This is a genomic window from Ferdinandcohnia sp. QZ13 (assembly GCF_031324165.1).
Taxonomy (GTDB): Bacteria; Bacillota; Bacilli; order Bacillales; family Bacillaceae_L; genus Ferdinandcohnia.
In genome coordinates this window covers 1206415-1218930 of the sequence record NZ_JAVIVW010000015.1, presented here as the reverse complement: position 1 = coordinate 1218930, position 12516 = coordinate 1206415, and the positions used below count along the sequence as shown (strand labels likewise).

The window sequence follows — 12516 nt, the reverse complement described above, 5'->3', positions numbered from 1 at the left end:
TGTTGTAAATTGGAAATTTGGTAAGGGGTATTATTATGACGATTAAATTTAATCAGTTTTTCAAAGAAGAATTAACGATTAATGAGATTCAAAGTGCAATGGGAGAGGGGGTAGTAACTTCAAAAGAATTAGTGATGTATTATTTATATCGGATAGCGAAATATGATCAGGACGGACCGGGAATAAATTCCGTTCTTGAAATAAATCCTGACGCTATCTTTATAGCTGAAGCACTTGATATTGAAAGAAAGACAAAGGGAGTTAGAGGCCCTTTGCACGGAATTCCTGTCCTTCTAAAAGATAATATTGAAACTTCGGATTCAATGCATACAAGTGCAGGTACGATTGCATTGGAGAATTATATTGCGGAAAAAGATGCATTTCTTGTGGAAAAGCTTCGTAAAGCAGGTGCGGTTATTTTAGGTAAGGCGAATATGACTGAATTAGCTAATGCAATGTCTTCGACAATGTGGGCAGGTTATAGTTCTAGAGGAGGGCAAGTATTAAATCCTTATGGAGACCCTGACCTTTTTGTGGGCGGGTCTAGTTCTGGTTCTGCTGTGGCAGTTGCTGCTAATTTTACGGTTTTATCCGTAGGTACGGAAACAGATGCTTCAATTCTTAGTCCTGCTATACAAAATTCAGTAGTAGGAATCAAACCAACTGTAGGATTAATTAGCAGAAGTGGTATTATTCCTTTTACATATTCTCAAGATACTGCAGGGCCAATGGCAAGGAACGTTACGGATGCTGCCCTTTTGCTCGGGGTTATGGCTGGTGTTGATAATGAAGATGCTGCGACATTAAAAAGTGAAGGAAGGATCGAGCAGGACTATTCTATATTCCTTGATTCCGATGGCCTTAAAGGAGCTAGGATCGGCATATTAAAAGATGCATCCAATGACGTTCTAAATTCGGATGAGTACGATGAGGACTTGTTTGAAAAAGCTATAAAAGTTATTAAAAATCAGGGAGCTATTATAGAAGAGATAGAAATACCTTCCTTTCATAGAGAATGGAATTGGGGAGTAAATCTATACGAATTGAAACACAGTTTAGATAATTTTCTTTCACAACTCCCAACAAACTTACCTATTCATTCAATTAAAGATTTAATTCAATTTAATCAAATCAACCAAGAAAAGGCATTAAAATATGGACAGGATAAACTGGAACAAAGAGCTCTCTTTTCAAATACATTAAGGAATCCCGATTATTTATTAAACAAGTTGGAGGACCTGTATTTTTCACAGGATCAAGGTATCGACCTTGCTTTGGAAAAATACAATCTAGATTCAATTCTTTTTCCCTCATATATAGGTTCAACTATTAGTGCAAAAGCAGGGTACCCATCCATTGCTATACCTGCTGGTTATCAGCATAATGGCCGGCCTTTTGGAGTTACCTTTGCAGGAACAGCTTATAGTGAAGGAAAATTAATTAAGTTAGCGTATGCCTTTGAACAGGCCACTAACCATCGAAAAAGTCCGAACATAGGAACTGAAATATTGAACACTACTAAATAGTATGAAGCGTTCTCACTTCAAAGTTATTGTGTGTTGATACAAAGAGAATTAATGTACTACCTTTATCCTATTTACATTCAATCCAGGATATAGTCCGTTAATTGATATTTATTACAAATATTAAAATTTATGAAAATTTCGAGAACGAGTGTGATTGTGAAAACATTGTAAAAAATAACGGGTGCATACCTATAAGAAGGAAAAGTACCCTTTTTTGTAGAAGTTATTGTAGTACGAGGCATTTACAATGGATTTTTCAAGTATAGAGTTACATTTCCACTTCACTTATAAACGCATGCGTATTTCCTTCTGTATCTTTAAAGAAAGTCATCCAAGTTTCAGTTCTTCCCATTTTTGCTACAATATGTGGTTCATCCATAAAGAACAGTCCATCATCTTTATATTTTTCATAGGTTTCCCTTATATTCTCAACTTGAAAATATATGACAGAACTTGAATGAGAAAACCCCTCGTTCTCAGGCAAACTTAGAAGAATTCTTGTTCCTTTACAATCAAAAAATGCCATAGTTTCCGTTGAAAAAAGTAGTGGTAGACCAAGTGCCTTGTAAAATGTTACTGCCCTATTTATGTCCTTAACAGGCACCCCGATTTGATTTATCCTTTGGATGAAATTCGTTTTCATATAATCGCGCTCCTTATATTGATTTCCTCAAAATGCTGATAAACACTATTACTAAATTATAAAACAAAAAATCAAAATAGTTAATTAAATTGTGGATGTCAGGTAAATATGGATTATGTAAAGTATTTGACTTTCGGGATTACATTGAAATAAGTGCTTATTTTTAATTATGAAAAATGGTATTTAAAATTGGGAAACTCTCGGAAATGGTAGTTTTATCCATGGCGTTTCTTGAAGATATGGAGAGAAAATCTAGACATTATATACACCATTTAACCTGGAACAACATATAACGTTTGTATAAATATAATTTACTTGCTCGGAGGAGCAAGATGAAACGTTATATGTGTAAGGGAAAAATCCATAGAGCGACAGTTACTGAAGCAGATTTAAATTATCCTGGCAGTATTACGATTGATAAAGAATTAATGAAAGCAACTAACATTTTACCTTATGAAATAGTTCAAATCACCAATCTTAGTAATGCAGCTCGTTGGAAAACCTATGCGATTCCTGGAATGTCACATTCAGGTGTGATTTGTTTAAACGGCCCACCTGCCCATTTATTTTCGAAGGGTGACATTGTCATCATTTTAAGTACTGGAATATATGAAGAAGAAGAAATAGCGAACTTAAAAACAAAGGTGGCTTATGTCGATGGCGAAAACAAAATAACGCAGATTTTAGAAAATCCATTAATGGATTCATGGGAGATGGAATAAGATGACATCTATTCTAGACCCTGACAGGGAGTTTATTAACAAATGGGAAATGTATAAACTACTAAGTTTACATTCCATAAAAAATATTAAAATTCCAGAAACTAGTTTATTAACCAAAGATGCGTTGTCAAAAATGCTTACTAAGTACCCCCTTCTTTATCTTAAATCCATTGCAGCTTGGGGAGGAATGGATATTAGTACCGTTCAGAAGAAAGGGAACGTCTTTGTATGGACTATACAGGGAAAAAAAGCGATTGTTTTTAAAGACTTCGAAGAGACCTATAGCCAGATTGATCAATTTTACCATGGCAAAACTACAATCATTCAAAGAGGAATACCGGCAATCCATTATAACGGGTGTCCATTTGACATAAGATCACATTTATATAAGGAAATGGATGGTTCATGGATTTATGTTGGTGATTTAGTAAGAATTGGAGGGGAAGGGTCTTTAGTATCGAATATTAAAATTAGTAATGGGTCCGTCAAACCTACGGATGAGGTAATTGCCCTTCTATTTCCCGAACAAAACCACAAATTTTCACAAGACATTTTGAAGACAGCCTGTTTGGACATTTGTAAAATGCTAGACCAATACCATTTCTTTACTGAAGTTGGACTAGACCTTACCCTAGATCATTATGGAAACCTATGGATTATAGAAGTAAATACAGATGATTTAAAAGGCGGTCCTGATCCAGAATTATTCTCCTTACTGCCTGATCAAAGTGCATATGAAAGAATTATGAACTACAAAACGATGATTCATGAAAAATGGATCGAATTTATGTTTCATTCTTTTGATGATTATTTAAAAGAAAAAGAAAAACAACAAGATTAAGTAATTTAGGAAAATTGAAGGGTATGAGAAAACTCAACCTATCTTCTGAAACTACTCCATAAAACAAAGGGAATCCAAAATTGGATTCCTTTTTTACTATTAATATATGACTCTAAGTTCTAACAAACGGAGGAAATCTATATGAATAATTACTTCGTACAACAAAACACCAACACAATCGGAATTCGCTGCCTTCTTTTAAACTCTTTCTCATTGGAAAAATGCTCACGCATTGGAGTTCCCTCACGTAAATCCCCCACTTTAAAACCGGTCAAAGTCAAAGCGCGAAAATACTGTTCAATGGTTCGATGGTACTTTAATACAACGTGACCAATCCAAGGTTCCTTTCTTTCGCCATCTAAGAAATAGTCATCAACAACCCAGTTCCCACGTTTATCTCCTGTTTGTTTACTAATAAAAGCAGACGTGATGAGAGGGTGCTGAACACTGAACACAAATTTTCCTTTCTCTTTAAGTGCTCTATATACGTTTTGAAAAAGCGAATGAATATCTGAAACGTAATGTATCGAAAAGCGAGATGTGACAATATCAAATTGGTTTGAAGGGAAGCTAAATGTCTCCATACTTTCATGCAAAATGGTTCCGCACGAACTATGTATATTAAGTCTCGAGGCTTTCACCATCTGTTCAGATCCCTCAACACCTGTGTAAAACGCAGCACCCTGATTGAGCAATTCTTTACCAAATGAGGCATCCCCACAATGAACTGCCCCCTGTCAAGTAGACAGTGGAAATAATAAAAAATGACCTAAGCGGCTTTAGCTCTATATTCCATAGGGCTGAGGCCGTTTAGTCGTTTTTGATATCTATTATGATTATAGAAATAAATATACTCATCTATCGCTTTAGACAATTCTTTAAATGTCTCATACTTACGTAAATAATACTTTTCACATTTGAGTGTTCCCCAAAATGATTCCATTGGTCCATTATCTATACATCTACCTACTCTGGACATACTTTGTGTCATTTCTGCCTTGTCTATTATACGTTTGAAGCCATGAGAAGTGTATTGAAAGCCACGGTCACTATGAATAAGAGGATGTTCTCCATCCAATAATTTAGTAGCTTGGTCAAGTGTCTTGAACACGAGTTTATTGTTATTTGAATGTCCTAATACGTAACTAACAATCGATCCATCATATAGATCACGAATAGCGCTTAAATAGGCTTTCTTTGAGGTTCCATATTTAAATTCTGTGACATCAGTTACCCATTTCTGATTTGGTTTTTCGGCCATGAATTCTCGATTCAACACATTTTCTGCCACATGTTGGGGCGTTGAGTGCTTATAACGTTTCTTCTTTTGTCGAATGACAGACTGTATACCAGTGACTTTCATCAGTCTATAATAACGTTTGTGATTGAAGTTTTGCCCAAGCTTTCGATTAATGGTCATCATCATACTGCGATAACCATAAATACCTTCTACTTCTTCATGAAGGGCTTTCATCTCTTTAATAATTTCTGCATTTTGAAGTTCCCGTTCGGAAGGTGTACGCTTTAGCCACTTATAGTAAGCTGCTCGTGTAATATCAGCGATTTTACAAAGTAAGAGAATACTTAAATTTTCTTTCTCATGAAGTTCCTGAATAGCGAAGTACTTGTCCTCAAATCGGATTTGGCTTATTTTCGCCTCCTTTCGATCTCCTCTAACTTTTTTAAGAATAAATTTTCTGCACGTAAACGTTCATTTTCTCTTTCTAGCTTTTTCATCTGCAGCTTGATCTTATCTTCTGGAGTTAATTCAGTTTCTTCTTTCTTCCTCCCACGCTTATCTTTCAGCGCTTCATCTCCGCCATCCTCATACTTTTTAACCCATTGATATACCTGCTGGTATGAGACATTATAGACATCGGCTGCCCTCTGATAATCTTTTCGATTTTTAATGCAGTAGTTCGCTATTTCAATTCTCTCTTCTACTGTTGTTTTTCTACCTTTGGTCATAGACTGGTTTCTCCCCTTCGAAGTTTCCTTTAATTCTCTATGACCATTATAAAGCTTAATCCATCCTTGCAGTACAGAGTGACTAGATATTTCGTACTTATGAGTTAACTCAATAAGAGAATAGTTTCCAGACAAGGCATCTCTTACGGCAGCTAACTTTAATCCCTTTGAATATCGCTTCCAACCATTGGATCTTTCAAGCCCGTCTAAACCAAATTGTTCGTACTTTTCTCTCCAAGTATAAAGAGTTCGCTTAGAGATTTGATGTCTCTGGAGAAACTCCCCTAAGTTTAATTCTCCCTTTTCATAAGCCTTTAAAATTTTATATTTTTCTTCCTTAGAAAACTTACTTTTAGCCATACAAAAATACTCCCCCAAAGGAAACAGATTTTTTTATTTCATCTGTCTACCTTTAGGGGAGCATATCACAACCTAAATCTAGAATACTTTTATTTTGAAAATCACCGATGAGCTCATAAATAACAGGCCCCTCTATTGCAGCATTGGGACTATCTATCCTGTTCCTTCGCTTCATATAATTTGTAAAGAAATCTTCCTGGTCGTATGCACTTGAACCTCTAAATTCCATATAAACCAACTCCCTTTCGCCCCATATTAACGTTGCTATTGGATATTTTAGCATGTATTGTAAAATTATAGGAATCTATTAGTATGCATTTAAATCAAAAACGAAGGAGTCATTTTGAAATGCTGAAAATACTTGAAAAGGTAAACGAAATAGAATCAGGCGAAGTGGGAATGATTATTTATTCAAAGCTCAAACAGGAGATTGTATTGTCGCATAATGAAAAATTAGTAGTACCTCTAGCTTCAACTGCCAAAGTTGCTATTGGGTTTTGTGTTGCAAAATCAGTAGAGGAAGGAAATTGCAAATGGTATGACATAATAAAAAACATTAGCTATGACCCGAAAGAGGATAGTAACGAATTATATCCTCATTTTCAAAATAGGGACAACCTAGCCCTTCAAGAAGCTGTTGAAGTAATGATAGCTTGCCACGATCAATCAATTGCTAATCGTATTGTTCAATTTTTAGGTGGATGGGAAAAGGTAAATAAAATGATTAAATCCTATTTTAATAGAGTGAATATCTCCCCAGATCCCAGGAGTTCAGATAACAAGGGCGAATTGAATCATCTAATGAACCTCCTATGTGAAGTATACCAAGGCTATGAACATAATCCGGAGTTATGGCATCCACTTATAAACGGCTTAGTTAGGCAACGTGGGGAGATAGACGGAATACCGTCCCATTTTTTGAACCATATGACGGGAGGATTGGAAGACCTAATTGTTGATATGGGGATAATGGGTGAATTCACTAAACATCCATTATTGTATGTTTTTGGGGCAAAGAATCTTCCCAATCGGAACACAGAAAAATGGGCTGATGAAAAAATGATTGAAGTTATGAAATTAATTTATAATGAGTATTGTGATCAAGGGGAAGCGCAAAAAAGATAAAAAATGGTTCCTAGAAAGGAGAATGCCAGTTGAGTGAATGGAAGGAACTTACCGATGAATCGCGAGAGAGATGGGAACAGAATGCGGAACATTGGGATGATTATATGGGAGAAGAGAGCAACCGATTTCATCGAGAACTGATCCGCCCTTATACTGAAAAACTATTAAATATAAAAGCAGAGCAGACCATTTTAGATATTGCGTGTGGCAATGGTAATTTTTCAAAGCGACTTGCAGAATTAGGAGCAAAGGTTGTTGCATTCGATTACTCTCCAAAAATGACAGAACGAGCAAAAATCAGAACAAAGGAATACAAAAATCAAATCGATTATAAAGTGATAGACGCGACCAGTTACGAGCAATTATCCGAACTAGGCAATGAAAAATTTGATAGTGCCGTTGCAAATATGGCCTTAATGGATATTGCGGATATCCGACCATTAGTTAATTCCTTACATAAGATGTTAAAGCCTGATGGGATTTTTATTTTTTCTATCACACATCCTTGTTTTCAACCCCCAGGTTTACGAAAAATCACCGAAACAGAAGATAGGAATGGACATGTGGTTACAACCAACAGCATCCAAATATCAAAATATCTCACCTCTGAGCCTTATAAAGCGATTGGTATAAAAGGTCAGTCCATCCCTCATCTTATGTTCCACCGCCCCTTATCGTATTATATGAATCTATTTTTTGAATCAAATTTTTTATTGGACGGTATGGAGGAGCCAAGCTTCCAAAATGAAACCAATAAATTTGAGTGGCATGAGATACCGCCTGTGCTGATTTTACGGTTTCGAAAGGTGGCGTAGTGGATTCATATTTTAGGCCCACAAGAGTTGGGTAAGTTTTAAATAACGTTTATAATGAAGGTAGAGATGGTTTTAGGAGGAGAAAACGATGTACATAACTGACGAGGCAAAGCAATTACTGGAAAAATCCGGTGCGGTGGGGATTCGTCTATACACCGTTCCTAACAGCAGTGAAGGACCGCAAATCGCTTTTGCGATTGATGAGCCACATGAATTTGACCGTGTTCAAACGATTAAAGGAATCAAAGTAGCATTCGATCCAAGCGTAACAGGAACTGAGATTCTAACGTTAGATAAAGAAGAGAATGAAAACGGTGTTGGATTAGTATTAACAGGTCCTGGAAGCTATTCGTAAAAAAGGAGGAACAAAAATGCCCCTTAAAAAGATTACATCTGAAGAATTGTTTCAAAAAATGAATGAGCAAGAAAAGGTTGTCCTATTAGATGTAAGGGCTGAGGACAAGTACGATGATTTTCATATAGAAGGTCCCACAATCGAAAGTCAAAACATACATAAAGCTGAAATATTTAATTTAGAAGAAAACAATGGAAAGGCGATTGATTCATTGCCTAGGAACAAAGAAATTATCGTAACGTGTACAACAGGAAACTCTGCAACTAAATGTGCGAACATCCTTTCAGAACACGAGTATAATATTGCTGTATTAGAGGGTGGAATCACTGCATGGAAAGAATATCTAAAAACGAAATAATGAAAAACAAAGGTGATTGCTATTGTAAGGGCAATCGCTTTTTTGTAGCTGAAACTTTATTTGCTGAAAGTCTTATTCAGGGGGTGGTTATTTTGAGGAGGAAAGGCATTTTAGTCGCGATATTGTTTTGTTTTTTAGTTGGCTGCAATCAAACCGCTACAGTTACGACAAGCGAAAATCCTGATGCGGAAGAGGCTTTGAGGCTTGATAACAAAGCTGATATTTTCCAATGGGAAGGCGACATATATAAAACAAATATTGACTGGGTAGATGAACTGGAATTAACCGAAAATGAACAAATTGGTGAGATAAAATTTAATGAAACGAAGGCAGAGGATTTTAAGGATGGCACAGCGAATTATTTACCATTGGGTGCACAGATTTATACTGCTAAAGAACGTAACGATATTTTAATTGTGAAATACGAAAATGTGATAAAACGTTATCTAGTTCTTGCTGAAGGCTAGAATAGTCGAAATCCCTCATGATTGAATAATAGAAAACATATATTTTACATACGACAAGTTCTCCTGTTTCAAAGTCATGTATCAGAGGGGAGATGGCAAAATGAGTTACGAGATGCGGATTGCGACAATGCTAGCTGACCAGATTGATGGCTTTATTCAATTCGTCCAAGAAAACTATGATCATAAATATAAAAGCTATGTGGAGAATCCCGATAAATTGTACCAGGTCAAGCTGTTAATTGAAGAATTTAAATTCCAACTTAACGCTGCTGAACTAAGGAGAATCAACCGGTTTTCTTGGAATGAAAAGTACACCTATCTATTAGTTGAAGATGTAAAAAAAGGATTGGACGTAATTGAAGAATATGTGGAGCGGAACTACAACGATTTATTTATCTTAACCGGAAGACTGCACACGCTACGAAGCCTATGTTCTTCATTTCAATTAATGACAAAGTAGGGGGAAATGACATTAAACAGGCTCTCTTATTGATATTGATGCTGTCTGTGATGACTGGATGCTTAAGCGTACAAGACTATGATGAACAATACATAAAAATTCAAAAGCGCATAGCCAATGATAATAATTATGAGGACTTTAAGGAAATAGTCGATAACGAACAAGTTCAAACGGTAAAAAGGATAGTAGATAATGCAGATTGGGAAAAAGCAAAAGTTGAAATGGATAGGCCTCCTGATTACCAATTTAAATTCCAATTTAAAAATCCCAATTTCGAGGCTAAAGCAGTGCCATATCAACTTTGGGTAAATAATCACATTCTGTCTTTAGTAAGAAGTAATGATGCGTACGTTCAACTAGACAAGGAAGACTCGGAGACGTTACTTGAAATGATAGTTGAGGAAAATTAATTGAAAGGAATGCTGTCATGACCTATCACATACGCGTAAGAGCCGGTGCAGTTATTATTGAAAACAATTCAATTCTCCTAGTTGAATTCCATGATGAAAAGGGCCTTCATTATAATTTGCCATCTGGCGGTGTAGAACCTAACGAAACAGTAATTGAAGCAGTCGAAAGGGAAGCGATGGAAGAGGCTTCAGTTGAAGTTGAGGTTGGCTCGTTAGCGTTTGTATACGAATATGCTCCTCATAAAAACTCCAATATATATGGTGAAACACATTCAATCTCCTTGCTATTTGAGTGTGAAATAAAAAATGGTTCGTCACCAAGTTTTCCTAGCAACCCAGATCCAAACCAAACGGGTGTAAAATGGATTCCACTTGCTGAATTAAATCAAATCGTTTTATACCCAAATATCAAAGAACATCTTGTTAATTATGTTTCAAACCGAAAGAATATTGATTTAATCGAAGAGCATTTGTTAAGGGAAATTTATTGACCCAACAATGTAATAGATCATAAAATCACCATGACCTAAAATTAGGTTATGGTGATTTTTATACTTCTAGAAATCTGAAAAAGGATTAACATAATTTTTGTGGAAATAATGACTAGAAGTTTTTTACACGGGGGAATTTCAAATGTATTCATATACAATCTGTTTTATCAAACAAGGTAATAAAATTTTGCTGCTCAATCGGGAGTCGCCTGAGTGGATGGGAATCTGGAATGGCGTTGGAGGTAAGTTAGAGGAAGGTGAGACTCCGCTTGAATGTGTTCTTCGAGAAATTAACGAAGAAACAGCTATTGAAATGAAGCCGGAAAACGTTTGGCATAAGGGAAACATCACCTGGACGAATCCAAGGCATTCATATTTTGACGGTATGTATGTTTTTATAGCAGAGCTGCCAGAGGCTTACGAATACTTTACGCCACTCAAAACCAATGAAGGTATCTTGGATTGGAAAGAGCTTTCTTGGATTCTGCATCCGAAAAACGTAGGACTAGCCAACTTAAAATACTTTTTACACGAGATTCTTAATGATGAAACGAAATATGAACACCGATTTCTTTATGATGGAGACGATGTAGTGGATTTCTCCAGAATACCATTAGTAGAACCTGTATTTACTAAGTGAATAGTTTAAGAGTGGAGCTTATTAATGAACGTTTTGCTGGAGGAATTCTATGAAAAGACTAGTGATTATGACAGTGGGCAAAACACATAGCGGGAAAACCACATTCGCAAGAGCGCTAGAAAAAAAGTTAACCAACTCTATTGTAATGGACCAGGATAACCAAGCTGAGTTCATCAATACTTACTACAAGAATTTACAACCTAAACAAGGACCAAACACTCTCAAGCACGCCATATCGCGATTAATTGTGGATTATGCAATTGAAAACACTGATTTTCATTTAATTATTGCAAATTCGAATCGAAATCGAAAAAGTCGTTTGTACATACTAGAAGAACTATTTAATAAAAATGAGTTTGTCCGCATCCTTGTCCATTTTGATATACCTGATCATGTTCTTCGATTTCGGGTAGCCCACAGTCAACGAAACACGAATATCTTTCGGGGAGCTTCTACTTTTAAAGAGGTGCTAGCTCGCCAACAAAATGAAGATATTACAGACCCGGTTGAAGGTGAGGCGGACCATTTATTCTTAATTAGGGACAACAAGGAAGTAGATTCTGTTATTCAAAGAATCCTAGAAATTTCAAAAAATGATTAAGACCAAGGTTTACCCTTTGGTCTCTTTTATTAGAACTGAAACTGATTCATATTTTTCTATTAATTTGAGAGGATTCTTACTAATGTTTCTGAGTGTAAAAGGAAAAATCCTGTCCATATCGAATATACATATTATGGAAGGCGGTTGGGTTTTGACAAATAACATACCAAAGCGAATCCACATTATTGGTTCGGTTGGAAGTGGTAAGACAACATTCGCAAAACAACTTTCATCAAAGCTGAAAATCCCATTTTACGAGTTAGATAATGTTGTTTGGATTAGGGATAAGGCTGGAGACATAAGGAGAACTGAAAAAGAAAGAGATGACTACCTCAATACGATTATTCAATCAGACAGTTGGATCATTGAAGGTGTCCATAACGAAGAATGGGTATCAAGTAGTTTTCATCATGCTGATTTGATTATCTTTCTAGACCCTTGTTATCCAACCCGGACATATCGTATCATCAAGAGGTTTCTGAAACAAAAACTCCGGCTAGAGGATTCAAATTATAAACCTACATGGAAAATCTTCTTGAAAATGTTTAAATGGAACCGTCATTTTGAAGAGGTGGGTAAACCCCACTTTTTTAAAAAAATTGGAGTTTATAAAGATAAATTATTCATTATTAAAGACAGGAATCCACTAAAAGTATACGTTAGATCCTAATGTGCTTGTCTAAGAGTGGACCACTGCAAGCTCGAAGGAAATTTTGGACCGAAGGGAGTAGCCT

Annotated in this window: 17 protein-coding genes and 1 pseudogene; 14 read left to right on the top strand and 4 right to left on the bottom strand. The window is 36.0% G+C overall.

The features are described 5' to 3' along the window. The first annotated feature begins 35 nt into the window (after nucleotides 1-35). Nucleotides 36-1526, top strand: a complete 1491-nt coding sequence (locus tag RGU12_RS20010) for an amidase family protein (RefSeq protein ID WP_309537608.1) — start codon at nucleotides 36-38, stop codon at nucleotides 1524-1526. A gap of 268 nt (nucleotides 1527-1794) precedes the next feature. Here the strand turns inward: RGU12_RS20010 and RGU12_RS20005 are convergent, their stop codons facing one another. Next, nucleotides 1795-2169, bottom strand: a complete 375-nt coding sequence (locus RGU12_RS20005; RefSeq protein WP_309537607.1) for a VOC family protein — start codon at nucleotides 2167-2169, stop codon at nucleotides 1795-1797. A gap of 332 nt (nucleotides 2170-2501) precedes the next feature. Here RGU12_RS20005 and panD point away from each other — a divergent pair, with 332 nt between their 5' ends. Continuing rightward, nucleotides 2502-2891 carry an aspartate 1-decarboxylase gene (gene panD, locus RGU12_RS20000; RefSeq protein WP_309537606.1) on the top strand — a complete coding sequence of 130 codons (390 nt, stop codon included), beginning with the start codon at nucleotides 2502-2504 and terminating at the stop codon, nucleotides 2889-2891. 1 nt (nucleotide 2892) lies between these two features. Next, nucleotides 2893-3732: a YheC/YheD family protein gene (locus tag RGU12_RS19995; protein ID WP_309537605.1), complete on the top strand. Its 840-nt coding sequence runs from the start codon at nucleotides 2893-2895 to the stop codon at nucleotides 3730-3732. Nucleotides 3733-3881: 149 nt separating this feature from the next. On the opposite strand, the pseudogene RGU12_RS19990 reads toward RGU12_RS19995, so the two are convergent. From RGU12_RS19990 to RGU12_RS19980, 3 genes and pseudogenes are all read right to left on the bottom strand, one after another. After that, a pseudogene (locus tag RGU12_RS19990) lies at nucleotides 3882-4445 on the bottom strand (class I SAM-dependent methyltransferase); the annotation flags it as partial. A 56-nt stretch (nucleotides 4446-4501) separates the two neighbouring features. Next, nucleotides 4502-6060, bottom strand: a protein-coding gene (locus RGU12_RS19985) for an IS3 family transposase (protein ID WP_309537604.1) whose coding sequence is annotated in 2 segments (ribosomal slippage) — nucleotides 4502-5418 and nucleotides 5418-6060 — 1560 coding nt in all. Because the reading frame shifts where the segments join, the coding sequence is not laid out codon by codon here. A 52-nt stretch (nucleotides 6061-6112) separates the two neighbouring features. After that, nucleotides 6113-6289, bottom strand: coding sequence for a hypothetical protein (locus RGU12_RS19980; RefSeq protein ID WP_309537603.1), 177 nt, complete (start codon nucleotides 6287-6289; stop codon nucleotides 6113-6115). A 119-nt stretch (nucleotides 6290-6408) separates the two neighbouring features. Between RGU12_RS19980 and RGU12_RS19975 the strand changes: the two genes are divergently transcribed. From RGU12_RS19975 to RGU12_RS19925, 11 genes are all read left to right on the top strand, one after another. Further along, the gene (locus RGU12_RS19975; RefSeq protein WP_309537602.1) at nucleotides 6409-7185 is read left to right on the top strand and encodes a serine hydrolase; all 777 of its coding nucleotides are present in this window, start codon (nucleotides 6409-6411) and stop codon (nucleotides 7183-7185) included. 29 nt (nucleotides 7186-7214) lie between these two features. Next, nucleotides 7215-8000, top strand: a complete 786-nt coding sequence (locus tag RGU12_RS19970) for a class I SAM-dependent methyltransferase (RefSeq protein WP_309537601.1) — start codon at nucleotides 7215-7217, stop codon at nucleotides 7998-8000. A gap of 88 nt (nucleotides 8001-8088) precedes the next feature. Next, nucleotides 8089-8355, top strand: coding sequence for an adhesin (locus RGU12_RS19965; RefSeq protein ID WP_309537600.1), 267 nt, complete (start codon nucleotides 8089-8091; stop codon nucleotides 8353-8355). Between the two features lie 16 nt (nucleotides 8356-8371). Beyond that, nucleotides 8372-8713, top strand: a complete 342-nt coding sequence (locus RGU12_RS19960; RefSeq protein ID WP_309537599.1) for a rhodanese-like domain-containing protein — start codon at nucleotides 8372-8374, stop codon at nucleotides 8711-8713. Then, on the top strand, nucleotides 8686-9180 hold the full coding sequence (locus tag RGU12_RS19955) for a hypothetical protein (protein ID WP_309537598.1): 495 nt from the start codon (nucleotides 8686-8688) through the stop codon (nucleotides 9178-9180). Before RGU12_RS19960 ends, RGU12_RS19955 begins: the two co-directional genes overlap by 28 nt. 100 nt (nucleotides 9181-9280) lie before the next feature. Next, on the top strand, nucleotides 9281-9640 hold the full coding sequence (locus tag RGU12_RS19950) for a hypothetical protein (RefSeq protein ID WP_309537597.1): 360 nt from the start codon (nucleotides 9281-9283) through the stop codon (nucleotides 9638-9640). Nucleotides 9641-9690: 50 nt separating this feature from the next. Beyond that, complete coding sequence (locus RGU12_RS19945; protein ID WP_309537596.1) at nucleotides 9691-10050, top strand: YhfM domain-containing protein; 360 nt, start codon at nucleotides 9691-9693, stop codon at nucleotides 10048-10050. Nucleotides 10051-10067: 17 nt separating this feature from the next. Continuing rightward, nucleotides 10068-10541 carry an NUDIX domain-containing protein gene (locus RGU12_RS19940; protein ID WP_309537595.1) on the top strand — a complete coding sequence of 158 codons (474 nt, stop codon included), beginning with the start codon at nucleotides 10068-10070 and terminating at the stop codon, nucleotides 10539-10541. Nucleotides 10542-10683: 142 nt separating this feature from the next. Next, nucleotides 10684-11181 carry an NUDIX hydrolase gene (locus RGU12_RS19935; protein ID WP_309537594.1) on the top strand — a complete coding sequence of 166 codons (498 nt, stop codon included), beginning with the start codon at nucleotides 10684-10686 and terminating at the stop codon, nucleotides 11179-11181. Nucleotides 11182-11230: 49 nt separating this feature from the next. Continuing rightward, complete coding sequence (locus RGU12_RS19930; RefSeq protein ID WP_309537593.1) at nucleotides 11231-11782, top strand: AAA family ATPase; 552 nt, start codon at nucleotides 11231-11233, stop codon at nucleotides 11780-11782. Nucleotides 11783-11933: 151 nt separating this feature from the next. Further along, nucleotides 11934-12452 (top strand): P-loop NTPase family protein, encoded by a 519-nt coding sequence (locus RGU12_RS19925; protein ID WP_309537592.1) that lies wholly within the window; start codon nucleotides 11934-11936, stop codon nucleotides 12450-12452. Nucleotides 12453-12516: the final 64 nt, after the last annotated feature.